The sequence below is a fragment of the Mesorhizobium argentiipisi (SeqCode) genome (assembly GCF_037179585.1).
In the GTDB taxonomy this organism is placed as follows: domain Bacteria; phylum Pseudomonadota; class Alphaproteobacteria; order Rhizobiales; family Rhizobiaceae; genus Mesorhizobium; species Mesorhizobium argentiipisi.
The window spans coordinates 156,405-180,174 of record NZ_JAPYKO010000008.1; the positions used below are offsets into that span (position 1 = coordinate 156,405).

Annotated in this window: 20 protein-coding genes; 10 read left to right on the forward strand and 10 right to left on the reverse strand. The window is 65.7% G+C overall.

Features of this window, described 5'->3' with window-relative positions:
- Positions 1–73: 73 nt before the first annotated feature.
- From O7A05_RS14175 to O7A05_RS14210, 8 genes are all read left to right on the forward strand, one after another.
- The gene (locus O7A05_RS14175) at positions 74–2,653 is read left to right on the forward strand and encodes a sensor histidine kinase (protein ID WP_337093702.1); all 2,580 of its coding nucleotides are present in this window, start codon (positions 74–76) and stop codon (positions 2,651–2,653) included.
- A gap of 10 nt (positions 2,654–2,663) precedes the next feature.
- Positions 2,664–4,175: a tRNA (adenosine(37)-N6)-threonylcarbamoyltransferase complex ATPase subunit type 1 TsaE gene (gene tsaE, locus O7A05_RS14180; RefSeq protein WP_337093703.1), complete on the forward strand. Its 1,512-nt coding sequence runs from the start codon at positions 2,664–2,666 to the stop codon at positions 4,173–4,175.
- Positions 4,172–4,894 (forward strand): nucleotidyltransferase family protein, encoded by a 723-nt coding sequence (locus tag O7A05_RS14185; RefSeq protein WP_337093704.1) that lies wholly within the window; start codon positions 4,172–4,174, stop codon positions 4,892–4,894. The genes tsaE and O7A05_RS14185 overlap by 4 nt, the downstream gene beginning before the upstream one ends.
- Positions 4,891–8,025 (forward strand): double-strand break repair protein AddB, encoded by a 3,135-nt coding sequence (addB, locus tag O7A05_RS14190; RefSeq protein ID WP_337093705.1) that lies wholly within the window; start codon positions 4,891–4,893, stop codon positions 8,023–8,025. Before O7A05_RS14185 ends, addB begins: the two co-directional genes overlap by 4 nt.
- Positions 8,022–11,534, forward strand: a complete 3,513-nt coding sequence (addA, locus tag O7A05_RS14195) for a double-strand break repair helicase AddA (protein ID WP_337093706.1) — start codon at positions 8,022–8,024, stop codon at positions 11,532–11,534. Before addB ends, addA begins: the two co-directional genes overlap by 4 nt.
- Before the next feature lie 74 nt (positions 11,535–11,608).
- Positions 11,609–11,932 carry a thioredoxin gene (gene trxA / locus O7A05_RS14200; protein ID WP_224514891.1) on the forward strand — a complete coding sequence of 108 codons (324 nt, stop codon included), beginning with the start codon at positions 11,609–11,611 and terminating at the stop codon, positions 11,930–11,932.
- Between the two features lie 131 nt (positions 11,933–12,063).
- The gene (locus O7A05_RS14205) at positions 12,064–12,345 is read left to right on the forward strand and encodes a cupin domain-containing protein (RefSeq protein WP_027166948.1); all 282 of its coding nucleotides are present in this window, start codon (positions 12,064–12,066) and stop codon (positions 12,343–12,345) included.
- A 54-nt stretch (positions 12,346–12,399) separates the two neighbouring features.
- A complete protein-coding gene (locus O7A05_RS14210; protein WP_337093707.1) occupies positions 12,400–13,164 on the forward strand; it encodes a sulfite exporter TauE/SafE family protein in 765 nt (254 codons plus the stop codon).
- Between the two features lie 36 nt (positions 13,165–13,200).
- Here O7A05_RS14210 and O7A05_RS14215 read toward each other — a convergent pair whose 3' ends face one another.
- The 6 genes from O7A05_RS14215 to O7A05_RS14240 all read right to left on the reverse strand — a co-directional run bounded on the left by O7A05_RS14215 (position 13,201) and on the right by O7A05_RS14240 (position 19,023).
- Positions 13,201–13,620: a VOC family protein gene (locus O7A05_RS14215; protein ID WP_337093708.1), complete on the reverse strand. Its 420-nt coding sequence runs from the start codon at positions 13,618–13,620 to the stop codon at positions 13,201–13,203.
- A gap of 53 nt (positions 13,621–13,673) precedes the next feature.
- Positions 13,674–14,999 (reverse strand): bifunctional folylpolyglutamate synthase/dihydrofolate synthase, encoded by a 1,326-nt coding sequence (locus O7A05_RS14220; RefSeq protein WP_337093709.1) that lies wholly within the window; start codon positions 14,997–14,999, stop codon positions 13,674–13,676.
- Positions 15,000–15,251: 252 nt separating this feature from the next.
- Positions 15,252–16,178 (reverse strand): acetyl-CoA carboxylase, carboxyltransferase subunit beta, encoded by a 927-nt coding sequence (gene accD / locus O7A05_RS14225; RefSeq protein ID WP_224586168.1) that lies wholly within the window; start codon positions 16,176–16,178, stop codon positions 15,252–15,254.
- A gap of 96 nt (positions 16,179–16,274) precedes the next feature.
- Entirely contained in the window at positions 16,275–17,114 is an 840-nt protein-coding gene (trpA, locus tag O7A05_RS14230; RefSeq protein ID WP_337093710.1) for a tryptophan synthase subunit alpha, read from the reverse strand.
- A gap of 2 nt (positions 17,115–17,116) precedes the next feature.
- The gene (gene trpB, locus O7A05_RS14235) at positions 17,117–18,337 is read right to left on the reverse strand and encodes a tryptophan synthase subunit beta (RefSeq protein WP_224514884.1); all 1,221 of its coding nucleotides are present in this window, start codon (positions 18,335–18,337) and stop codon (positions 17,117–17,119) included.
- A gap of 26 nt (positions 18,338–18,363) precedes the next feature.
- Positions 18,364–19,023, reverse strand: a complete 660-nt coding sequence (locus O7A05_RS14240; protein ID WP_337093739.1) for a phosphoribosylanthranilate isomerase — start codon at positions 19,021–19,023, stop codon at positions 18,364–18,366.
- A 110-nt stretch (positions 19,024–19,133) separates the two neighbouring features.
- Between O7A05_RS14240 and O7A05_RS14245 the strand changes: the two genes are divergently transcribed.
- A complete protein-coding gene (locus tag O7A05_RS14245; protein WP_140686825.1) occupies positions 19,134–19,349 on the forward strand; it encodes a hypothetical protein in 216 nt (71 codons plus the stop codon).
- Between the two features lie 223 nt (positions 19,350–19,572).
- On the opposite strand, the gene O7A05_RS14250 is transcribed toward O7A05_RS14245, so the two are convergent.
- The 4 genes from O7A05_RS14250 to O7A05_RS14265 all read right to left on the reverse strand — a co-directional run bounded on the left by O7A05_RS14250 (position 19,573) and on the right by O7A05_RS14265 (position 22,963).
- Positions 19,573–20,331, reverse strand: coding sequence for a M48 family metallopeptidase (locus O7A05_RS14250; protein ID WP_337093711.1), 759 nt, complete (start codon positions 20,329–20,331; stop codon positions 19,573–19,575).
- A gap of 120 nt (positions 20,332–20,451) precedes the next feature.
- Positions 20,452–20,931, reverse strand: coding sequence for a DUF2852 domain-containing protein (locus O7A05_RS14255; RefSeq protein ID WP_337093712.1), 480 nt, complete (start codon positions 20,929–20,931; stop codon positions 20,452–20,454).
- A gap of 116 nt (positions 20,932–21,047) precedes the next feature.
- Positions 21,048–22,190: a benzoate/H(+) symporter BenE family transporter gene (locus O7A05_RS14260; RefSeq protein WP_337093713.1), complete on the reverse strand. Its 1,143-nt coding sequence runs from the start codon at positions 22,188–22,190 to the stop codon at positions 21,048–21,050.
- Positions 22,190–22,963, reverse strand: a complete 774-nt coding sequence (locus O7A05_RS14265) for an alpha/beta hydrolase (protein ID WP_337093714.1) — start codon at positions 22,961–22,963, stop codon at positions 22,190–22,192. The genes O7A05_RS14260 and O7A05_RS14265 overlap by 1 nt, the downstream gene beginning before the upstream one ends.
- A gap of 215 nt (positions 22,964–23,178) precedes the next feature.
- Between O7A05_RS14265 and infC the strand changes: the two genes are divergently transcribed.
- Positions 23,179–23,715, forward strand: a complete 537-nt coding sequence (gene infC / locus O7A05_RS14270) for a translation initiation factor IF-3 (protein ID WP_140757206.1) — start codon at positions 23,179–23,181, stop codon at positions 23,713–23,715.
- The last annotated feature ends 55 nt before the right edge of the window (positions 23,716–23,770 follow it).

The following is a 23,770-nucleotide window of genomic DNA, read 5'->3' on the forward strand; positions in this document are numbered from 1 at the left end:
CGGTCCGGGGACATGTTGGGCCGGGGACGCATTCAGGGCGGTCTTGCATTCAAGCGGCGAAGAGGACCAAGACATGCCGGGGGATTACCCGCCACGCGCGGGAAAGGCCGTTTCCGGCGGCCATAGGGATTCGAACGAGACCGGCCCCGCCGTGAGCGGCGGAGGCTTTCGTGCCGGCTTGCGGCTGGCCTCGCTTCTTGCCACCTCGGCGCTTGCCGGCCCGCTGCTTGCCTTTACGGCCCACGCCGAGACAGGCATTCCGGGAAAGGCCGCGGCACCGGTCGACACCGTCGAGGTCATGCAGCTCGCCATGTTCGTCGGCGTCATGGGCGCCGCGCTTGTCTCGGCCATCTTCCTGATCCGCGAGCGCGCCCGCACCGCCTCGCAGAATGTCCAGCTCAGGGCCCGCATCGCGGACGTCAACGCGGCGCTGCAGCGTTCCGAAGCGCTGCTCAACCTGCGCGACCAGCGCCTGATCGTCTGGACAACCGACAACAAGAAGCCCGAGCTCATCGGCAGCCTGCCGCTGGAGAGCGGCGCGCCCGACGACAGGTCAGCCTTCCTCGCCTTCGGCCGTTGGCTCATGCCGCGCTCGGCGGCAGCGCTGGAGCACGCGGTCGCCGCGCTGCGCGAACAGGCGAAGGCCTTCGACCTGGTCATCGAAACGCAGGCCGGCGTGCCGCTGGAAGTGCATGGCCGCAAGAGCGCGGCGCATGTGCTGGTGCGCTTCGTGTCGCTCTCGGAGACGCTGCGCAACCAGGCCAGGCTGAAGATCGAAAACCAGCGGCTCAGCGCTGACTACGACACCCTTGTCGGCCTGCTCGACGCGTTGAAGATGCCGACATGGCTGCGCGCCGCGGATGGGCGATTGCAGTGGGTCAACCGCGCCTATGCCGAGGCGGTGGAGGCCGAAAGCCCGGCCGCGGCGGTGCGCGACGCCAAGGAATTCCTTGGCGGCCAGGCGCGCGAGCAGATCGCCGAGCAGCACAAGACGCGACCGGTCTTCGAACAGACGCTCTCCACCGTGATCGAAGGCGACCGCCGCATGTTCGCGGTCACCGACTTCGCCGGCACCGACGGCTCGGCGGGGCTTGCCTGCGACACAAGTGCGGCCGAGACGATCCGCGCCGAATATGAGCGGACCGTGCGCAGCCATGCCGACACGCTCGACCAGTTGAACACCGCTGTGGCCATCTTCGACACCGACGAAAAGCTGCGCTTCTTCAACCAGGCCTTCCAGAAGCTTTGGGGCCTCGACTCGGGCTTTCTGCTCAGCGCTCCTTCCAACACGCTGCTGCTCGACCGGCTGCGCAGCGAAGGCAGGATCGCCGAGCAGCCGGAATGGCGGCGCTGGAAGGAGAACCTGCTCAGCGCCTATCGCGCCGTCGAATCGCAGGAGCATTGGTGGCACCTGCCGGACGGCAAGACGATCCGCGTCGTGGCGAACCCGCAGCCGAAGGGCGGCGTCACCTGGGTGTTCGAGAACCTGACCGAGAAGATGGACCTGGAAAGCCGCTACCAGACCGCCGTGCGCGTGCAGTGCGAGACGCTGGACAATCTCGCCGAGGGCGTGGTGGTGTTCGGTCCGGACGGGCGGCTGCGGCTGTCCAATCCGGCCTTCGTCGCGCTGTGGGGATTGACGGCGGAAGCGGTCAAGCCGAACGTCCATGTTTCGGCGATCCGCGACCTGTGCGACCAGCGTGCGGCGAACAGCCCGTGGGGCGGCTTCGTCGCCGCAGTCACCGGCTTCGACGACGAGCGCCGCGACCGCCGCGGCCAGATCGAGCTGATGAACGGCGACGTGCTGAGCTACGCGGTGATCCACCTGCCCAACGGCCAGGTGATGATAACCTTCGTCGACGTCACCGATACCGTCAATGTCGAACGGGCGCTGAAGGACAGGAACGAGGCGCTGGAGAAATCCGACCAGCTGAAGAATGAATTCGTGCAGCACGTTTCCTATGAACTGCGCTCGCCGCTGACCAACATCATCGGCTTCACCGAGCTTCTGTCGCTGCCCGCGACCGGGCCGCTGACGCCGAAGCAGCGCGAATATGTCGAGCATGTCGGCTCGTCGTCATCGGTGCTGCTCACCATCGTCAACGATATCCTCGACCTGGCGACCGTCGATGCCGGCATCATGCAGCTCGACATCTCCGAAATGAACGTCGACCGGACGATCGCCGCGGCCGCCGAGCTGGTCGCCGACCGGCTGGACGAGCATCAAATCCAGCTCGAGATCGATGCGGCGGAGGCGCCGGCGAGCTTCCATGGCGACGAGACCCGCATCCGCCAGATCCTCTACAACCTGCTCAGCAACGCGGCGAATTACGCGCCGGAGGCAAGCACGATCCGGCTCACCTGCCGCCGGCTGGCCGACGGCGTCGAGTTCTCCGTGCATGACGACGGCCCGGGCATGCCGCCGGACGTGCTGGAATCGGTCTTCCGCCGCTTCGAGCCGCGCACCAATGGCGGGCGGCGGCGCGGCGCGGGGCTCGGGCTCTCGATTGTCAAGAGTTTCGTCGAACTGCATGGTGGAACCGTGCGCATCGAGACCGGCAAGGACAAGGGCACCACGGTGATCTGCACCTTCCCGGACAAGCCTTCCGGAATCCCCGGTACGCCGGCGGGTATCCGCGACGCGGCCGAGTAGCGCGGACTATATGGCAGGAACGGTGTTGGAGCGTTTTCTCGCCGACGAGGCGGCAACGGCAAGGCTTGGCGAGGACCTCGCCATGGCGTTGCGCGCGGGCGATGCTATCGCGCTGAAAGGCGATCTCGGCGCCGGCAAGTCGACGCTGGCGCGTGCGCTGATCCGGGCGCTTGCCGACGACACCAGCCTCGAAGTGCCGAGCCCGACCTTCACGCTGGTGCAGAGCTACGACACGCGCGTTCCGGTGCATCATTTCGACCTCTATCGGCTGTCCGCACCGGACGAGCTCGATGAGCTCGGGCTCGACGACGCGCTCAACCAAGGCGCGGCGCTCATCGAATGGCCGGAACGGGCCGCAGACCGCTTGCCGGGAAACGCGCTGTGGGTCGGTCTTGCCGAGCAGGGCGAAGGCCGCGTGGCGCGGCTTTCCGGGCTGGGGCTGGTTTTCGAGCGCGTGGCGCGATCATTGGCGATGCGCGATTTCCTGGCCACAGCCGGCTGGGGTGACGCCAGCCGCCGCTATTTCGTGGGCGACGCCTCGGCCCGCTCTTACGAGATCGTCGCGCTGCCGGACCAGGCGCCACGCGTGCTGATGAACTCGCCGCGCCTGGTGCTCGGGCCGCCGGTGCGCGACGGCAAGCCCTATGCGGTGATCGCCCACACGGCGCAATCCGTCACCGCCTTCGTCGCCATCGACCGGGCGCTCTATGCTGCCGGCGTCAGCGTGCCGGCGATCCATGCCCAGGACCTCGACCAGGGTTTTCTGCTCATCGAACATCTCGGCTCGGAAGGTTTTCTCGGCCACGACGGCCAGCCGATCGTCGAACGCTACGAAGCGGCGGCCGAGCTGCTGGCCATGATGCATGGCAAGGCCTGGCCCACGCGCATGGAAGCGGCGCCCGGCGTGTTCCATGACGTGCCGCCTTTCGATCGGGAAGCCATGCTGATCGAGGCCGATCTCTTGGTCGACTGGTATGTGCCTTGGATCACCCGCGAACCGGCTAACGACGAATTGCGGGACGGCTATCACAAGGAATGGAATGCGGTGCTCGACCGCCTCGCCGGCAGCGAATACACGCTGATGCTGCGCGACTTCCATTCGCCCAACATCATCTGGCGCGCGGAGCGTTCCGGCCTCGACCGGCTCGGCATCGTCGACGTCCAGGACGCGCTGATCGGGCCGGCCGCCTATGACGTCGCCTCTTTGGCCATGGATGCGCGTGTCACCGTCCCGCCCGAGATCGAGCGGCGGACGGTTGCTGCCTATGTCGCGGCCAGGCGCGCCGCCGGCGCTTTCGACGAGGCCGGTTTCACCGAGGCGTATGCGATCATGGCGGCGCAGCGGAATTCGAAAATCCTCGGCATCTTCGTGCGGCTCGAAAAGCGCGACGGCAAGCCTTACTATCTGAAACACCTGCCGCGAATCCGCGACTATCTGAGGCGGGCGCTGGCGCATCCGGCGCTGGCCGGCCTGAAGGAATTCTACATGGCCCACGGCCTGCTCAAGGAACGGGTTCCATGAGGCCGACGACCGCGATGGTGCTGGCGGCCGGGCTCGGCAAGCGCATGCGGCCGATCACCGACACGATGCCCAAGCCACTGGTGAAGATCGCCGGCAAGACCCTGCTCGACTGGGGGCTGGACAGCCTGAAAGCCGCCGGCGTCACTAAGGCTGTCGTCAACGTGCACTATCTGCCGGAGCAGCTCGTCGCGCATGTGGCCGACCGCAAAGCGCCGAAGATCGTCATCTCCGATGAGCGCGAAGCGCTGCTGGAATCGGCGGGCGGCATCGTCAAGGCGCTGCCGTTCTTGGGCAGCGAGCCCTTCTACGTCATCAATGCCGATACCTTCTGGATCGACAGCGGTCAGCCCAGCCTCGAGCGTCTTGCCCTTGCATGGGACGCCGCGAGAATGGATATTCTGCTGATGCTTACCGATCTCGACTCAGCGACCGGGCACTGCGTCGGCACGGATTTCCTGGTTGCCCCCGATGGAGCTCTACGGCGCTCGAAGGGTGATCCAACGGGGTTGATCTATGCCGGCGCCGCCATCATCCATCCGCGCATCTTCAAGGACGCGCCCACAGGCTCGCACTCACTCAACGCCTATTTCGACAGGGCGATCGCCGCGGGGCGCCTGTTCGGCATGAAGATGAACGGACGCTGGATCACCGTCGGCACGCCGGACGCGATCCCTGCCGCCGAGGCGGCCGTCGCCGGCGCCTTAGCGAAAGCGGTATGAGCGGCACGCGCCGCGTCTTTTCCATCCCACCCGGAGCGCCGTTTCTGCCGACGCTGGCGGGGGCGTTGCTCGACGGACGCCTGATCCCCGGCTTCCGCTTCGATGGCGAGCCGCTGGCGCTGGCCGATGCCACCATCTACGTGCCGACGCGGCGCGCCGCACGGGCGCTGCGTGGCGCCTTCGTCGACATGCTTTCCGGATTGGGAGGGGGCAGACGCTCTGCCATCCTGCCGACGGTGCGGCCGCTCGGCGAGTTCGACGAGGATGAGGCGGCCTTCGACCCGGAAGCGGCGCCGGCAATAGATCTGGCGCCGCCGATCGCGACGCAGGAGCGGCTGTTGTTGCTGGCGCCGCTGGTGCGGGCCTGGAAGGAAAGCCTCCCCGCGCATGTGAGAGAGCGGTTCAACGAGGAATTCGTCGTGCCGACCTCGGCCGCCGACGCCATCTGGCTGGCGCGCGACCTTGCCCGGCTGATGGACGAGATCGAGACCGAAGGCACGGATTGGGCGAAGCTCGCGACGCTGGTCACCGGCAACCTCGCCGGCTGGTGGCAAGTGACGCTCGATTTCCTCGGCATCGTTACCGACAATTGGCCGGAACTGCTCAAGGAGCGCAACCGTTCCAATCCGGCCGCGCATCGCAGCGCGCTGATCCGCCTGGAAGCGGCCCGGCTGAAGCGGAATCCGCCGGCCGGGCCCGTCATCGCCGCCGGCTCGACCGGCTCCATTCCCGCCACCGCCGAACTGCTTGCCGTGATCGCCGGCCTGCCCAACGGCGCCGTCGTGCTGCCCGGGCTCGACCGCGAACTAGACGATGCATCCTTCGCGGCGATCACGGCGCCCGGCGCGCGTCCGGCAACGCTCGGCCACCCGCAATACGGCCTCGCCAAGCTAATCGGCGGCATCGGCATTCCGCGCCGCGACGTCGAGGACGTCGTCGCCGCGCCACCGCCGCTCGCGTTGCGAGCGGCCCTTGTCGGCGAGGCGCTGCGTCCGGCAGAGACAACCGAATACTGGACCGAGACGCGGCCGCGCTTCACCGCATACAACATCGAACAGGCGCTTGCCGGCGTGACGCTGGTGGAAGCGGCGAACGAACGCGACGAGGCGGCGGCAATCGCCATTGCGTTGAAGCGCGCCGTGGAGGCACCGGGCAAGCGCGCGGCGCTCGTCACCGGCGACCGCGCGCTGGCGCGGCGGGTTTCGGCCGAGCTCCTGCGTTTCGGCGTCGTCGCCGACGATTCCGGCGGCGCGCCGCTCATCAACACACCGGCCGCCAGCTTGCTCAGGCTCGCGCTGAGCGCCGCCTTCCGGCCCGGCGATCCCGTCGGCCTGCTTGCCTTGCTCAAGCATCCGCTGCTCGGGCTCGGCCTCGAACGCCCGACCGTGCGCAAGGCGGCCGAGCTTGTCGAGCTGGTGGCGCTGCGCGGCGGCACAGGCCGGCCCGATGTCGCATCGCTCGGCGCGCTTTTCGAGGCACGGCTGGCGGAGCTGAGCGGCGACACAAGGCAGCCCTTCTGGTTTTCGCGCCTGACGGTGCGCGGCATCGAGCAGGCGCGAGGTATGCTTAGCCGCCTTACCAATGCGCTCCTGCCCCTCACCGCGATGCGCGATGCGAAAGACGCCGACATCGCGACGTTGACCAGCGCCAGCGTGGTTGCGCTGGAGGATCTTGGCCGCGCTGCCGATGGAAGTCTGGCGGAGCTCTATGCGGGTGACGCCGGCGAAAAACTCGCCGAGCTGCTGCGCGGACTGGTGGCGGCGTCGTCGCCCTTCACTTTCGCCGCTTTGGAGTGGCCCGACGTGACGGAGGCGCTGATCGCGCCCGAGACGGTGAAGCCGGCGCAAGGCACCGACCGCAACATCGCCATCTGGGGCGCGCTGGAAGCCCGGCTGCAGAATGTCGACACGCTGGTCATCGGCGGGCTCAATGAAGGGGTTTGGCCGCGCAAGCCCGAGAGCGACCGCTTCATGTCGCGGCTGATGAAGACCGGCATCGACCTCGAGCCGCCAGAGCGGCGCATCGGCCTTGCCGCGCATGATTTCCAGATGGCGATGGGCGCTGGCGAAGTGGTGCTGACGCGTTCGGCGCGTTCGGGCGACGCGCCGGCGGTACCGTCGCGCTGGCTGCAGCGCATCCTGACCTTCATCGGCAAGGAGCCGGCGGCAGCACTTCGCGGCCGCGGCGACGCGCTGCTTGCCTGGGCGCGCGCGCTCGACGCCGGCGAGAAGAAGGATTTTGCCTCCCGCCCGCAGCCCAAGCCGCCGCTCAGCATGCGCCCGCAGCATTTCTCGGTCACCGAGATCGAGACGCTGCGTCGCGACCCCTACGCAGTCTACGCACGGCGCATCCTCGGCCTGATGCGGCTCGAGCCATTGATCCGCGATCCGGGTGCCGCCGAACGCGGCACTTTGTTCCACGAAATCCTGCATTTGTTTTCGCGGCGGGTGGAGGATCCAAGGGCGTCTAACGCGCTGCCAAATCTCATCGAGGCCGGCCGTCTCTGCTTTGCCGAGGCAAAGCTTCCGCCTGATATCGAGGCCATCTGGTGGCCGCGTTTCGAAAAGCTCGCCGAAAACATCATCGAATGGGAGCACACCCGCGCCGATGCCGTTGCCAGGCGCTACGCCGAGGAGCGCGCCGAGAAGACGGTGGTCGGCCGCACCGGGGTGACGCTTTCCGGCTATGCCGACCGCGTCGACCTGCTTGCCGGCGGCATGGCCGACATCCTCGACTACAAGACCGGCTCCTCGCCCTCGAAAGCGCAGGCGCACACGCTGCTGTCGCCGCAGCTTGCGCTGGAAGGCGCGCTGCTCAGGCGCGGCGCCTTCAAGGAGCTTGGAATTCGCGAACCGTCGCAGCTTGCCTTCGTGCGGCTGAAGCCGAATGGCGAGGTGTTCGAGGAGTCGATCCTCGAATACAACCGCAAGCCCCGCACCGCCAACGATCTCTCCGAGGAAGCCTGGGCGCGGCTGGAGCGGCTGCTCTTCCACTATGCCGACCCGACCACCGGCTATCTGTCGCGCGCCCTTCCCTTCCGCGAGGGCGAAGCGGACGGCGACTACGATCATCTGGCGCGCGTGCTCGAGTGGTCGGCCGGCGGCGCCAGCGAAGACGAGGCGGAAGGATGAAATATCCGATCCCCTCCGATACCGCCGCCAGCCAGGCCCGCGCCTCAGATCCCGCCTATTCCGCCTGGGTGTCGGCCAATGCCGGTTCGGGCAAGACGCATGTCTTGGCGCAGCGCGTCATCCGGCTCCTGCTCAACGGCACCGATCCGTCGAAGATCCTCTGCCTCACCTATACGCGGGCGGCCGCCGCCAACATGTCGAACCGCGTGTTCTCGACCCTCTCGGAATGGACGGCGCTGCCCGATGCGGAGCTGGCGGTCAGGATCGCGGCGCTGGACGGCCGCGGCGCCGACCGCGACATGATGCGGCGCGCGCGGCGGCTGTTCGCCGAGGCGCTCGAGACGCCGGGCGGGCTGAAGATCCAGACCATCCACGCCTTCTGCGAATCCGTGCTGCACCAGTTCCCGCTCGAAGCCAACATCCCGGCGCATTTCGAGATGCTCGATCCGCAGATGGAGGCCTCGCTGTTCGCCGATGCCCGCCGCGACATGATCTCCGGCGCAAGCGCCGGCGTCGAAGGGCTGGCGGAAGCCTTTGCCACCGTGCTGGAACGCGGCGGCGAGTTCGGGCTCGATTCGCTGCTTGCCGAGATCGTCGGCAAGCGTGACGAATTGCGCGACTTCATCGCCAAGCTCGGCAAGGAGCGGGACTTCCGGCCGCTCTTCGGCGAGTTCGGCTTCAGGCCCGGTCAGACGGCCGAAGGCATCGCCGCTTCGCTCTGGCCGCTGCCCGGCTTCGACCCCGGCCAGTTCGCCGAATTCGCACAGGCCGCCGAAGCCGCCGACGCGCGGCAGGTGCTGAACAATGTGATCCCCTATGCACGAGGCGCATTCGCCGAAGCCGACCCGATCCGTCGGCTGCGGCTTCTGGCAAAGGCCTTTCTCAAGGCCGACGGCGACCCCTATGAGCCACCAAAGATCTTCAGGAAGGCGCTGGTCGACCGGCTGCCGGATCTGCCGGAACGCTACCTCGCGGCGGCCAATGTGATCCTCGACGTGTCGGACCGGCTGGCGCTGTTCCGCATGCTGGAAGGGACAGCGGCAGCGCTCACCGTCGCCGGCTGGCTGATCGCGCGCTATGAGCAGTTGAAGCGCGGGCGGGGTTTCCTCGACTTCAACGATCTCATCACCCGCACCGTGAGCCTACTGTCGCGACCCGATGCCGGACCATGGGTGCAGTTCAAGCTCGACCAGGGCATCGATCATATCCTGCTCGACGAGGCGCAGGACACCAGCCCGGACCAGTGGGAGGTGGTGAAAAAGCTGACCGAGGAATTCTTTGCCGGGCTTGGCCAGCGCGAGGCGGTCACGCGCACGATCTTTGCCGTGGGTGACGAGAAGCAGTCGATCTATTCCTTCCAAGGCGCAGCGCCCGATTCCTTTGCCGAAAGCCGGCTGTTGTTTGCCGGGCGCGTGCGCGATGCGGAAGCCGCCTTCGCCAATCTCAAGCTCACCTGGTCGTTCCGTTCGACCGACGACGTGCTTGCCGCCGTCGATCGCGTCTTCGCCGAGCCTGGCGTCAGGCGCGGCATCAGCCACGATCCAGACCCTCTGAGCCACAAGGCGATCCGCAATGACGCGCCGGGCTATGTCGAGGTGTGGCCTTCGATCGGCGCTGAGATGGTCGAGGAGCCGGACGACTGGACCTTGCCGGTCAACCATGCCAGCGCGCCGGCGGTGCGGGTGGCCGAGCATGTCGCCACGACCATCCAAACCTGGCTGCGCAGCGGCGAGGTCATCGAAGGCAAGGGCAGGAAGCTGACCGCGGGCGACATCCTCGTCCTGGTGCGCAAGCGCGATCGCTTCGTGCATGCGCTGTCGCGCAGCCTCAAGAACCGGCAGATCCCGGTCGCCGGCGCCGACAGGCTGAGCCTGCCCGGCCATATCGCCGTGCAGGACCTGATCGCGCTTGGACATTTCCTGATCCAGCCGGAGGACGACCTGTCCCTGGCCGCGGTGCTGCGCAGCCCGATCTTCGAGGTCTCCGAAGAGACGTTGCTGACGCTGTCCGGCGGGAGGCCGAAAGGCCAGTCGCTGATTGCCTCGCTCCGGCAACATGCGGCCGAGGATGTGGCGCTCGCCGCAGTCGTTAGCCAGCTCGACGGCTGGGCAACCGAAGTGGCCTTCAAGCCGGTGTTCGAATTCTACGCCGCCGCGCTGGCGCGCGACGGCCTGCGCCGCAAGATGACGGCGCGGCTCGGACCGGAGGCCGGGGATATCCTCGACGAGTTCCTGAGCTTCTGCCTGGCCGAGGAACGCACCGGCCTGCCGGGGCTGGAGTCCTTCCTGTCGACGCTGGAAAATGCCGGCCCCGAGATCAAGCGCGAGATGGACCAGACGCGCGACGAGGTGCGGGTCATGACCGTGCACGCCGCCAAGGGTCTCGAAGCCCCGGTGGTCTTCCTGGTCGATGGCGGCTCGGCGCCGTTCAGCGATCAGCATCTGCCGCGGCTGATGCCGTTCGAGAGCTCCGGCGCGCAATGGAAAGGCAAGGGCTATCTGTGGCGCTCGGCCAGCGATGTCGCCAATGGCGTCTCGAAGGCGGCCTCGGTCCGGGCGCGCGAACTGGCCGACGACGAATACCGGCGGCTGCTCTATGTCGGCATGACGCGCGCCGAGGACCGGCTGATCGTCTGCGGCTATCACGGCAAGCGTCAGCCCAGCACCGGCAGCTGGCATTCGATCGTCAGCAGGGCATTGCTGGGCGCGCCCGAGAGTTTGGAGCGGCGGCATCCGGCAACGGCCGAGGTGGCCGTGCACCGGTTCCACATGACGAAATTGCCGCCGGTGGCGCTGACCAGCGCCGACGAGGCAGGGCCGTTCGAGCACACAGCGCCGCTGCCTGAAAACCTGTTTCGGCCGCTGCCGCCCTATGAGGAGCTGCCGCGGCCGCTTTCGCCTTCCGGCGCGTCGGCGCTGATCGAGGAAGCGAAAGACGCTGCGCCCGATACACGCTCGCCGGTGCTCGACGCTGCGGCCGAGCCCGGCTTCGCCGTGGTGCGCGGGCTGGCGCTGCACAAATTGCTGCAGATGCTGCCCGGCATCGCGGAGGCGGAGAGGCAAGGCGCGGCCGAGCGCTACCTGGCGCGCGCCGGCGCCGGCTGGCCGGATGGTGAGCGCGACAGGGCGCTGGACGCCGTACTTGCGATCCTGTCCGACGGCCGCTTCGGCGCGTTGTTTTCGCCGTCGTCACGCGCGGAAGTCGCGATCATGGGCAGCCTCGAGGTGAAGGGCAGGCTCCGCTCGATCTCCGGCAAGATCGACCGGCTGGCCGTCACGCCGGAAAAGGTTTCGATCGTCGACTACAAGACCAACCGGCCGGCGCCCAAAGGCCTGACGGAAGTGCCACCGGCCTATGTGCTGCAGCTTGCGCTCTACCGGGCGCTGCTTGAGCCGCTCTATCCGGGCCGCGAGGTGACGGCGGCGCTGCTCTTCACCGAGGCGCCGCGCCTGATCGAGCTGCCGCCCAAGGCCATGGACGATGCCCTTGCCCGACTCACGGGAGCGTGACACAAGAACTGCTTGAACATCGCCGCTACAACCACCACATTTGGTGCAACCCGCGTTTTCGAAAGGATTTCAGCATGGCCACCGTCAAGGTCGACAAGGGCAATTTCCAGGCCGATGTGCTCAACGCCAAGGAGCCGGTCGTGGTGGATTTCTGGGCAGAGTGGTGCGGCCCGTGCAAGATGATCGCCCCGGCGCTGGAAGACATCGCCAAGGAGCTCGGCTCGAAGGTGAAGGTCGCCAAGCTCAACATAGACGAGAATCCCGAGCTTGCCGCGCAGTTTGGCGTGCGCTCGATCCCGACGCTGATGATCTTCAAGGGCGGCGAAGTGGCCGACATGAAGGTGGGCGCCGCGCCGAAGACGGCGCTGTCGCACTGGATCAACGGCGCCATCGCCTGAGCCAATCCGGATATCTAAGGAACGAGCCCGGCCAATCGCGCCGGGCTTTTTCTTTGGCGTCATCGCTCGACGCGCTCTGGCCCTCGCACGCAGGCACGTCATACTCTCTGCTTCAGAAAAAGGAGAGCGCCATGACCGGGACAGCCAAGGCCACAGTTCACGTCGACAATGAGCGCGTCATCGTCACCGAGTACCGCTTCGCGCCCGGCGCCAACACCGGCTGGCACCGCCATGGCCACGACTATGTCGTGGTGCCGCTGATGGACGGCAAGGTGAAGCTGGTGACGAAGGACGGCGAATCCTTCGCCGAGATGAAGCAGGGCGCGCCCTATTTCCGCCGGGAAGGCGTCGAGCACGACGTCATCAACGCCAATGACGGCGAGTATGCTTTCATCGAGATCGAGCTGAAGTAGGCCGGCCGTGATTGCCGGCTTGCGCGGTTCCTTTCCGGCCTCGTGCGGGATGTCGTGGGTCTAGCACCTCTCTTCGCCTTTGCCGGTTTTGCGGCCGTGGCCGCTTATGTCCAGACCCTGACAGGCTTCGCCTTCGGCCTTGTGATGATGGGCGCGATTGCGCTTGCCGGCTTGCTGCCGCTGCCAGACGCAGCCGCCATGGTCGGCATGCTGACCCTGGTCAACGCCACGCAGATGCTGATCCAGGGCGGCTGGCGAGAGATTGCGCGTCGGGAGCTACGGCTTATCCTGGTCGCAAGCCTGCCTTCGCTGCTCTTGGGTTATGCCCTGTTGGAATGGCTGGCGGACACAAGGGCCGACCTGCTGAAAATCGGCCTCGGCGTGGTCATCATGATGTCCAGCCTGCAACTGGCGATCAAACCCGCCGGTTTGGCAAAACGGTCATCGGACGCGAGTTTCGTCGGCTTCGGTGTCGTTTCGGGCCTGATGAGTGGGCTGTTTGCGACCGGCGGCCCACCGCTCGTTTATCATCTCTTTCGCCAGCCAATGCCGCACGAACGTGTCCGCGAAACGCTGGTGACCGCTTTCGGCGCCGCGCAGGTGGTGCGGCTTGTCCTGGTGGCGGCAAGCGGCAACCTGCCGACCATGTCGCCTGTCGCGCTCCTCCTCGCCATACCGGCCGTAATGCTGATGACCTATGCAGCGCGGCGCTGGCCACCGTCATTATCGCAAGGGACGATGCGAAAGATCGTCTTTGTTCTGCTTTTCCTGTCAGGGCTCTCGCTGGCGCTGCCCGCCGCGATGCATCTTGCGGTCTAACTTCAACTGTTCATGCGAGCGACGTGTCGCTCCAATCTACCAGTCGGCGGCACGATCGCCGCCGGTGAATTGTGCGCTTTTGGCTGTGTATTCGAACAGCTCGATCTTCACGCCGTTGGGGTCGGTGATCCAGGCCTGGTATGTGTCGTCGCAGGCGAGCTTTTTCGGCGTGACCGCGACGCCCTTCGATCGGATATGAGCGATGGCCGCCTCGATGTCTTCCACCTCAAGGCAGAAGTGGTTGATCTGGTTTGCCTCGCTGTAGCTGGCTTCGCGTTTCTCGAACACCTCGACATGGCTGCGGCCGCCACAGTCAAGATAGAAGCCGAAAATCCTGCCGTCGCGCAGGAAATTGAAGCGTGTGTCCATGCCGAGCACATCGCGGTAGAAGCCGCGCGTCGCCTCCAGGTCGCGCGCGAAGATGCAGACATGGGCGAGCTGCTTCACCTTGATCATGGCCGGTTCCTTTCGACCCCCGCCGAAATCCGCAATGCTGTCCCGGTTTCGCCTCAGGTCGGCGGCGTGCCGTTTTCGGCCAGCACGGCGCCGGCGAAATAGAGCGAGCCACCGATCAGGATGCGCGGCGCCGGACCGTCCCAGCTGTCGCGCAACAGCATCAGCGCGCTGGCGACGGAGCTGACCGGCTCCGCCGACAGGCCGGCCTCTTCGGCACGCAATGCCAGCTCGTCGTTGGGAACGCCGGCGTCGCTGCTGGTCACCGGCACGGTGTAGACGTGGCGGGCGAGGCCCTTGAAGGCGCTGAAATAGCCGGTCTGGTCCTTGGTGTTGATCATGCCGGAGATCAGGACCAGCGGTCTCGGATTCTTTTCCTCCTGCTCGGCCAATGCCTCGGCGATCACGATGCCGGCACCGGGGTTGTGGCCGCCGTCCAGCCAGATCTCCGCGCCCTTCGGAGCCAGATCCACCAATTTGCCCTGCGTCAGCTTCTGCATGCGTGCCGGCCAGGCGACATGGGTCATCGCCCGCTCGGCGGCGCGGTGGCCGATCTCGAAGCCGGCCGCCTTGACGGCGGCGATCGCCGCCGCGGCGTTGGCGTATTGATGGCGCCCCGGCAGGCGCGGCGAAGGCAGGTCCATAAGCCCGTCCTCGTCCTGATAGACCATGCGGCCGTTTTCCTCGAAGGCGAGGAAATCCTGGCCATAGACCACGGTCGGGCAATCCAGCCGCTCGGCCGTCTCGATCAGCACCTGAAGCGCGGTGTCGCTTTCCTGGGCGCCGATCACCACCGGGCAGCCGCGCTTCATGATGCCGGCCTTTTCGGCGGCGATCAGCTCGACGCGGTCGCCGAGATAGGCTTCGTGGTCCATCGATATCGGCATGATCACCGAAACGGCCGGCCGCTTGATGACATTGGTGGCGTCGAAGCGGCCGCCAAGGCCGACCTCGATGATCGCCGCCTCCGCCGGATGCTCCGAAAACAAGATGAAGGTGACGGCGGTGAGGATCTCGAAGACGGTGATCGTCTGGCCCGCATTGGCCTCGGCGACGCGCGCGATGGCCTCGGCGAAAACATCGTCATCGACGAGCTTGCCGCCGCCTTCGGCCGCCAGCCGGTAGCGCTCGTGCCAGTTCACCAGGTGCGGCGAGGTGTGGACGTGGACGAGGTGGCCGGCCGCCTCCAGCAGCGCGCGCGAGAAGGCGGCGCAGGAGCCTTTGCCGTTGGTGCCGGCGATGTGGATGACCGGCGGCAGCCGGTCCTGTGGGTTGCCTAGGCGTTCGAGAAGCCGCGTGACACGGTCCAGCGAAAGGTCGAAGCCTTTCGGATGCAGCGTCATCAGATGTTCGATTTCGCGTTCGGCGGCGAGCGTTGTCATGATGGAATCCTAGAGCGGTTCATCATCTCACGGAATGCAGAACCGCTCTCTCTTTTTTGTTGACGCAATTCCGAACGGAAACCGTTTCACACTTTTCCTGGAATTGCTTTGGCGCACGGCCCCGAAACCGTGAATCGGTTTCGCAACGGCCATGCACAAATCTGAGGCTACAGCACGCAACAAGCGGCGCAAATCGCGGTTCGCGGCGAACGATGTCGCGCCAAGCCGATATCGCTTCAGGCCGATCTCGCCTCAGGCTTGCGGCCGCGCCTCCGCGTTGACCACCGCCGGCGGCAAAATCTCCGGCTCGAGCGGCTTCTCGGCCGGCGGCATCTTGAGCAGCATTTTCAGCAACCGCGCGATGGTCTGGCGCATCTCCAGCCGCGACACAACCATGTCGACCATGCCGTGCTCCATCAGATATTCGGCGCGCTGGAAGCCGTCGGGCAGTTTTTCGCGGATGGTCTGCTCGATGACGCGCGGGCCGGCAAAGCCGATCAGCGCGCCCGGCTCGGCGATGTGGACGTCGCCCAGCATGGCGTAGGAGGCGGTGACGCCGCCGGTGGTCGGGTTGGTGAGCACGACGATGTAGGGCAGGCCGGCTTCCTTCAGCCGATCGACGCCGACCGTGGTGCGCGGCAATTGCATCAGCGACAGAATACCTTCCTGCATGCGGGCGCCGCCGGAGGCGGCGAACAGGATCAGCGGCCGCCTGCGCTGCAGCGCCACCTCGAAAGCATGCACAATGGCCTCGCCGGCAGCCATGCCGAGCGAGCCGCCCATGAAGGCGAAGTCCTGCACGGTGACCACCACCGGCAGGCCTTCGATGGTGCCAACCGCGTTGAGGATAGCGTCTTCCAGGCCGGTCTTCGTCTTGGCCTCTTTCAGGCGGTCGGTATAGCGCTTTTCGTCGCGGAATTTCAGCGGGTCCTGGAAGACCTTGGGATTTTCCAGCGTCTCGTATTTACCGTCGTCAAAGAAGTATTTCAGCCGCTCCTTGGCCGATATCTTCATGTGATGGCCGGAAGCCGGGATGACGAACTGGTTGGATTCGAGATCCTTGTGGAAGATCATCTCGCCGGTCTCGGGATCCTTGATCCAGAGGTTTTCCGGCATGTCGGTGCGCCGGCCGAGCATCGAATTGATCTTCGGGCGGACGTAATTGGTGATCCAGTTCATGCTTTCGGCTCCTGTCCTGGAAAGGACTTTAAGCTATTCCAGGAAAAGTCTGTGGCGGTTTTCCGGCCGGAATTGCGCAGCGAAGAATTAGTCAGGCTATTCGGCGGCGGCAAGGCGAGCCGAACGGACGCCCTGGGCAAGCCCGCTGACCAAAGTGGCGACGGCTTCCGCCGGATCGGCTGTTTTCTCGCCCTTGGGCCCCAGCACATTGGCGATCGCGTTGACGATCGCCGTGCCGACGACGACGCCGTCGGCTGAGGCGCCGATGACACGCGCCTGCTCGGCGGTTTTGACGCCGAAGCCGACGCAGACCGGCAGCGCCGTATGGCCCTTGATGCGCGTGACCGCCGCAGAGACCTTGGCCGTGTCGGCCAGCGCCGAGCCGGTGATGCCGGTCATCGAGACATAATAGACGAAGCCGGAGGTGTTTTCCAAAACCTTGGGCAGGCGCTTGTCGTCGGTGGTCGGCGTCGCCAGCCGGATGAAGTTGACGCCGGCCTTCAGCGCCGGAATGCACAGTTCCTCATCCATCTCCGGCGGCAGGTCGACAACGATCAGGCCGTCGATGCCGCTGGCCTTGGCGTCGGCGAGAAAGCGGTCGACGCCATAGATATAGATCGGATTGTAGTAGCCCATCAGAACGATCGGCGTCTCGTCGTCGCCGACGCGGAATTCGGACGCCATCTTAAGCGTCTTGGCCAGGGTCTGCCCGCCCTTCAGCGCCCGAAGGCCCGCCGCCTGGATCGCCGGGCCATCTGCCATCGGGTCGGAAAAAGGCATGCCGAGCTCGATGATGTCGCTGCCTGCGCCCGGCAGCGCCTTCATGATGGCCAAGGCGGTGTCGTAGTCCGGGTCGCCGCCCATGAAATAGGTGACCAAAGCCGGGCGGCCTTCGGCTTTGAGCTTCGCCATGCGGCGGTCGATGCGGGTGGTCATTGTCAGATCTCCATGCCCAGCATGTTGGCCACCGTATGCACGTCCTTGTCGCCGCGGCCGGACAGGTTGACGATGACGAGCTGATCCTTGTCCATCTTGGGCACGATCTTCATCGCGTGGGCAATGGCATGCGCCGATTCCAGCGCCGGGATGATGCCTTCGACGCGGGTGGTGAGCTGGAAGGCTTCCAGCGCCTCGTCGTCGAGGATCGGCTCATATTGGACGCGGCCGGAATCGCGCAGCCAGGAATGCTCGGGACCGACGCCGGGATAATCGAGGCCGGCCGAGATCGAATGGCCGTCGAGGATCTGGCCGTCCGAATTCTGCAGCAGATAGGTGCGGTTGCCATGCAGCACGCCGGGCTTGCCGGCACTCATCGAGGCGCAGTGCTCGATGCCGTCAAGGCCGCGCCCGCCGGCTTCGATGCCGATGATGCGCACATCCTTGTCGTCGAGGAAGGGATGGAACAAGCCAATGGCGTTGGAGCCGCCGCCGACGGCGGCGATGATGACGTCGGGCAGCCGGCCTTCCTGCTCCAGCATCTGGGCCCGGGCTTCCGTTCCGATCACCGACTGGAAGTCGCGCACCAGCTCCGGATAGGGATGCGGGCCGGCGGCGGTGCCGATCAGGTAGTAGGTGTCCTCGACATTGGTGACCCAATCGCGCAGGGCCTCGTTCATGGCATCCTTCAGCGTGCCATGGCCGGCGGTGACCGGCCGCACTTCGGCGCCTAGCAGCTTCATGCGGAAGACGTTCGGGCTCTGGCGGGCGACGTCGGTGGCGCCCATGTAGACGACGCAGGGATAGCCAAAGCGCGCGGCGACGGTGGCCGAGGCGACGCCATGCTGGCCGGCGCCGGTCTCGGCGATGATGCGCTTCTTGCCCATGCGCTTGGCAAGCAGGATCTGGCCGAGGCAATTGTTGATCTTGTGCGAGCCGGTGTGGTTGAGGTCCTCGCGCTTGAAATAGACCTTGGCGCCGCCGAGATGCTTTGTGAGGCCCTCGGCGAAATAGAGCTTTGACGGCCGCCCGGCATAATGGGTCGACAGGTTCTGCAGCTCGGCCTTGAACTCGGGATCGGTCTTGGCCTTGTTCCACTGCTCTTCCAGATCGAGGATCAGCGGCATCAGCGTCTCGGCGACGAAGCGGCCGCCGAAAATGCCGAACATGCCCTGCTCGTCGGGCCCGGTGCGGAAAGAATTGGGCATTGCCGGCTTGTTCATCGCCGATCTCCTGATGTGAATTGTATTCAGGCGGCGCGGTCGTCGCGCGCGGCCCTGGCGGCCCGGAAAAACTGCTCGATCAGCGCCGGATCCTTGACGCCCGGAGCGCTTTCCACGCCGGACGAAACGTCTATTCCGGGCGGGCTTGCCTGTCTCAGGGCATCGCCGATATTGGCGGCGTTGAGCCCTCCGGAAAGCATGTATTCGACGCCGGCGTCAAGGCCGGCAAGGATGCGCCAGTCGAAGGCGACGCCGTTGCCGCCCGGAAGTTGCGACCCCTTCGGCGGCTTGGCGTCGAAGAGAAAACAGTCGGCGACGCCAACAAAGGGTTTTACCCGCTGCAGATCCGCCGCCTCGCTGACCGACAACGCCTTCATGACCGGGAGGCCATAGCGCGCCTTCAGTTCCGCCACCCGCGCGGGCGTTTCCGAGCCATGCAGCTGCAGCATATCCGGCTGCATTTTGGCGACGATCTCGTCGAGGAAAGCATCATCGGCATCGACGGTGACGGCGACTGCCTTGGCCTTGCCGCGCGCCGCTTCGCGCAGGCGCCCGGCCTCGGCGGGTTCGACATAGCGCGGGCTTTTGGCGAAGAAAATAAAGCCGACATGGCTGGCGCCGCCGGCGAGGGCAGCGGCCATCGCGGCGTCGGTCTTCAATCCGCAGATCTTGATGTCGAGCGTCATGGCGCGGGCTTGGCACGAAACGGGAAAAGAGTCGAGAAAAAGCATGCTGTTGCCGGTCCGGCGGAAAACACTACCTTCATATAGGAATCACAGGCGGGAGCAGGATAATCATGGCCGACCGGACCGTCGCCGAACTGAAGCAGAAGATCGCGCAGGCGCGCGAGGTGATCGCGCATCTGATGGACAAGGCCGCCTTCAACGGCGCCGAGGCGCACCGGGCGCTGGATTATTTCGGCAGCGATACGTTTGATCGGGATTTCTTGCCGTGGCCGCATACCGAGGAAGGGCTGCGGCCGGAAGAGCTGAACGCGGCGAATGACGATTGATGGTCTGATGGGTACAGGCGGATAGCAGAGAGGTCGGCGGGACAGCACCCCTCTCTGGCCTGCCGGCCATCTCCCTGCAAAGGGGAGATCAGCAGCTTCGGCGATGAGCGCTTCCTGCAACGCCGGAGATTGGCGAAAGCTGTGGCGATAGCCAATCTCCCCCCTTGCGGGGGAGATGCCCGGCAGGGCAGAGGGCGGTGTGAAGGAACGCGGCCTAGCCGTGCTACTCAAACACGATCGCCTGCAGGGCCCCACCATTGCGCTTCAGCCAGTCCTTGCAGCGGTCGGTGTCCGGGCAAAGCTTTTCGCACAATCTCCAGAATTTCGGGCCGTGGTTCATCTCTTTCAGATGCGCCACCTCATGCGCCACCAGGTAGTTTATCACCGCCGGCGGCGCCATCATGATGCGCCACGAGAAGGAGAGATTGCCCTCCGAGGTGCATGACCCCCAGCGGCTGGAGGTGTCCTTGTACCTTATCGCCTTGGCGCGCTTGCCGATCGCCTCGGTGTGCTTGACCACCAGTCTCTCGATCTCCTTCTTGGCCTCGCGCTTGAGGTGGTCGGCGATGCGGCGCGGCAGATGGATACGCTCGCCATGGACGATCAGCAACGGGCCGCGCTCGTCGCGCGAGACAGTGATGGTGCCGCGCCTGGAAGGCTCATGGACGATGCGGTGCGGCACGCCGCGGATCGGGATCCTGATGCCGGGGCGCACCTGCGGCCTCGTCGGCACTTTGGCCAGCCGCTGTTCCAGCCAGTCCTGGTGGCGGTCCAGGAATTTCTCCACCTCGCCCCGGCGCAGGCCGGGCGGCACGGTGACGCGCAGGCCCTGGCCGCCGGAATCGATGCGCAGCGTGAGCCGCCTGGCCCTGGCGCTTTCGACGATTTTCAGCGGCAGCGTGCGGCCGGCGACGCAATGTTCGCGCTCCACGACAGGCGTGGGCTTTGGCTTGGTCAGGTTGCGAAAGAAGCCGAGGGTCATGGCTGGACGATACGCGATTCGAAAAAAACGGCCAGTGGAGGGAAGCTACATAGGGAACAAAAAAGAAACGGCGCCGCTAAACGCGACGCCGCATATCATACCGAGACGTGTCGCCGGATCTCAGTCGTCGAGCAGGTTGGTACCTTTGCCGCCTTCCGGACCCGCCTTGTCGGTCGAGCCGGTCGAGGTCGGCGCGGTCGACTTGTTGCGGTTGGCCATGAAGCGGTCGAACTCTTCCTGGTCCTTGGCGCGGCGCAGTTCGCGGGCGTACTCGTCGAACTCGGAGAGCATCTCGTCGAGCTTGCGCCGCTCCTCGGCGAGGCGCTCCAGCTCCTTCTCGCGCCAATCGTCGAAGGCGACGTTGCCGGTGCGGGCCGAGCCGTGGCCCCAGCGGGCCGCCTTCTCGGAGCGACGACGGCAACCGGCGAAGATGCCGTCCGTGGCGCGGTTAACGTCACGCTTGAAGCCTTCCAACCGGTCGCCCCAGATGATGTAGGCGAGCATGGCTAAGCCGAGCGGCCAGAACACCATGAAGCCGATGACCATCAGCGCGATGGTGGCCGGCGTCCAAGCCGGACGGATCAGTGCACTTGTGTTCATTTTCTCCCAATCCTTCCATTGGAGACAGCCAAACCGGCTGCGTGGAATCGAAATGGGAAGGCGAAATCGGCGATTCAAGACAAGTCCGGCCAAAACCGGCGAAACATCTGAAATGATTATCGCTTTTTGAGCTTTTCCAGGAAAAGCACTGCCATTCCGGCAACCAGCCCCCAAAATGCCGCGCCGACGCCGAAAAGCGTGAGCCCCGAAGCCGTCACGGCGAAGGTCACGGTGGCCGGCATGCGTTCGGCCTCGTCCTTGAGCGCGATCGACAGCGCGTTGGCCAAGGGCGCCGTCAAGGCGAGCCCCGCGACCAGGACGATCAGGCTTTGCGGCAGGACGGCGAAGATCGCCACCAGCGAGGCGCCGAAGATCGCGAAGATGAGATAGGCAAGCGCGTAGAACGGCCCGGTCTTCCAGCGTTCGGCCGGGTCGGGGTGGACGTCGGGGCCGGTGCAGATTGCCGCCGAGATCGCCGCAAGATTGGTGGTCGCGGCGCCGAACGGCGCCGAGAGCAGCGAAAACAGACCGGTGACGCCGATCAGCGGACCGGGCTCCGGATGATAGCCGGCGGCGCGCAGCACCGCGAGGCCGGAAAGGTTCTGCGAGGCCATGGTGACGAGATAGAGCGGCAAGGCAAGACCGATAATCGCCGAGGCGGTGAATTGCGGCGCAATGAACGTCAAGGTCGACAGTTCCGGCGCCGGCAGGCTGCCGACGCGGCCGGTGAGGAAAGCGGCGAGGCCGCCGCCGATCAGCACCGCCAGCACCGACAAAGCCGGATTGAACAGGCGGATGACGAAGAAGGCGGCGATCAGCGGCAGGATCAGCCAAGGGTCGGCGGGAATGGCCTTCACCGCATTGACGGCGAAGCTGACCAGGATGCCGGCCAGCATGCCGGACGCGACCGAGGCCGGGATTTTCGCGATCAACCTGGTCAATGGCTTGAATAGGCCGGTGGCGACCAGAAGGACGCCGGTGACCATGAAGGCGCCGATAGCCTGCGGCATCGTGAAACCGCTGGAGGCCCCGATCAGCGCCAGGCCAGGCGTCGACCAGGCAGTGATGACCGGCATTTTCGTGCGCCAGGACAGCCACAGGCATTCAATGACCATGGCCAGGCAGATCGCGGTGACACCGCTTGCGGTCTCGATCTGGGTCGCGCCGACCGGCTTGGCGGCGGCGATGACGAGGGCGAGTGTGCCGCCGAAGCCGACGATTGCCGCGACGAAGGCGGATATCGGGATGGAGATGCGCATTATGCGGCGGCCCGCCTGACCATGTCGCCGACGGTCCGTGTGAGCATTTCGAGATCCTCGGGACGGGACAGGCGATGGTCGCCGTCGGGGATCAGCGACAGCGTCACGTCGTCGGCGGGCAGCATCGCGGCCAGCTTCAGCGCATGGCCGGACGGCACATCCGGATCGGCCAGGCCCTGCAGGATGTGCACCGGGCAATGCGTGTCGATCGGCCCGGTCATCACCCGGTTGGCGCGGCCATCCTCGATCAGCGCGCGCGTATAGATATAGGGCTCGTCCGAATAGTCCGACGGTTCGGCGAAGAAGCCCTTTTCCTCCAGATCGCGGCGTTGAGCGTCGGTCAGCACCGGCTCGATCAGCTCGACGGTGAAGTCCGGCGCCGGGGCGAGCAGCACCAGGCCGGCAACGCGCGTGTCGCCCGCCTTGTGCAGTTCCTGCACCATGCGCAGCGCGATCCACGCCCCCATCGAGGAGCCGACCAGGATTTGCTTGCCCTTGCTGAACCGCCGGAAGACCGCAAGGCTCTCGCCCAGCCACTTGGAGATCGTGCCGTGAGCGAATTCGCCACCCGACTCGCCATGACCGGAATAGTCGTGGCGCAGATAGGCATGGCGCTCGCGAGCGGCCCAGGCGGCAAGCGCCTCGGCCTTCGTGCCAAGCATGTCGGACTTGTAGCCGCCGAGCCAGACCACGCCGGGCGCCGCGCCGGGCGCCTGTCTGACGGCGATGTTCGACCCGTCCACATCGATGAAAACCGGAGCGCTGGCGGCCATGAGCTTGTCCTTTCGGCCGGTCTTTTTGGCACAGGCCGGGGTTCAACGAAAAGTGCTCGCGGCGTTTCTTTGCTTGGTGCAGACAATTGCCGGACAGGAGGTGATTTTCCGGCGCGGCTATGCTATTGACTCCGGCCGCGCGCTCACCACATAGGCGCGTCCACCTGTTTGAACCTAAAGAACCCCTGAACGAAACGGCCGAGGAGACCACGACCATTCGCAGACCTTTCAAAGCAGCGGCACCCACCAAGGATGGGCCGCGCTCCAACCGAGACATCCGGGTGCCCCGGGTCCAGCTTATCGACGCCGACGGCCAGAACCGAGGCGATGTTTCCATCAACGACGCATTGCTGCTGGCCGAGGAGGCCGGGCTCGATCTGGTCGAGATATCGCCCAATGCGGTGCCGCCGGTCGTCAAGATCCTCGATCTCGGCAAGCTGAAATACGCCAACCAGAAGAAGGCGGCTGAAGCGCGCAAGAACCAGAAGGTCATCGAGATCAAGGAGATCAAGATGCGCCCGAACATCGACAGCCATGACTACGAGACCAAGATGAAGGCCGTGCGGCGCTTCTTCGAGGAAGGCGACAAGGTCAAGCTGACGCTGCGCTTCCGCGGCCGCGAGATGGCGCATATGGAGCTCGGCATGCAGCTCCTGAACAAGGTGCGCGAGGAAACCTCGGCGATCGCAAAGGTCGAGGCGGAGCCCAAGCTCGAAGGCCGCCAGATGATGATGGTTCTGGCGCCGCGCTAAATCCCGCCAAAATCATGGTGCAAGGCGTCCCGGCGATCGGCGGGGCGCCTGTTTT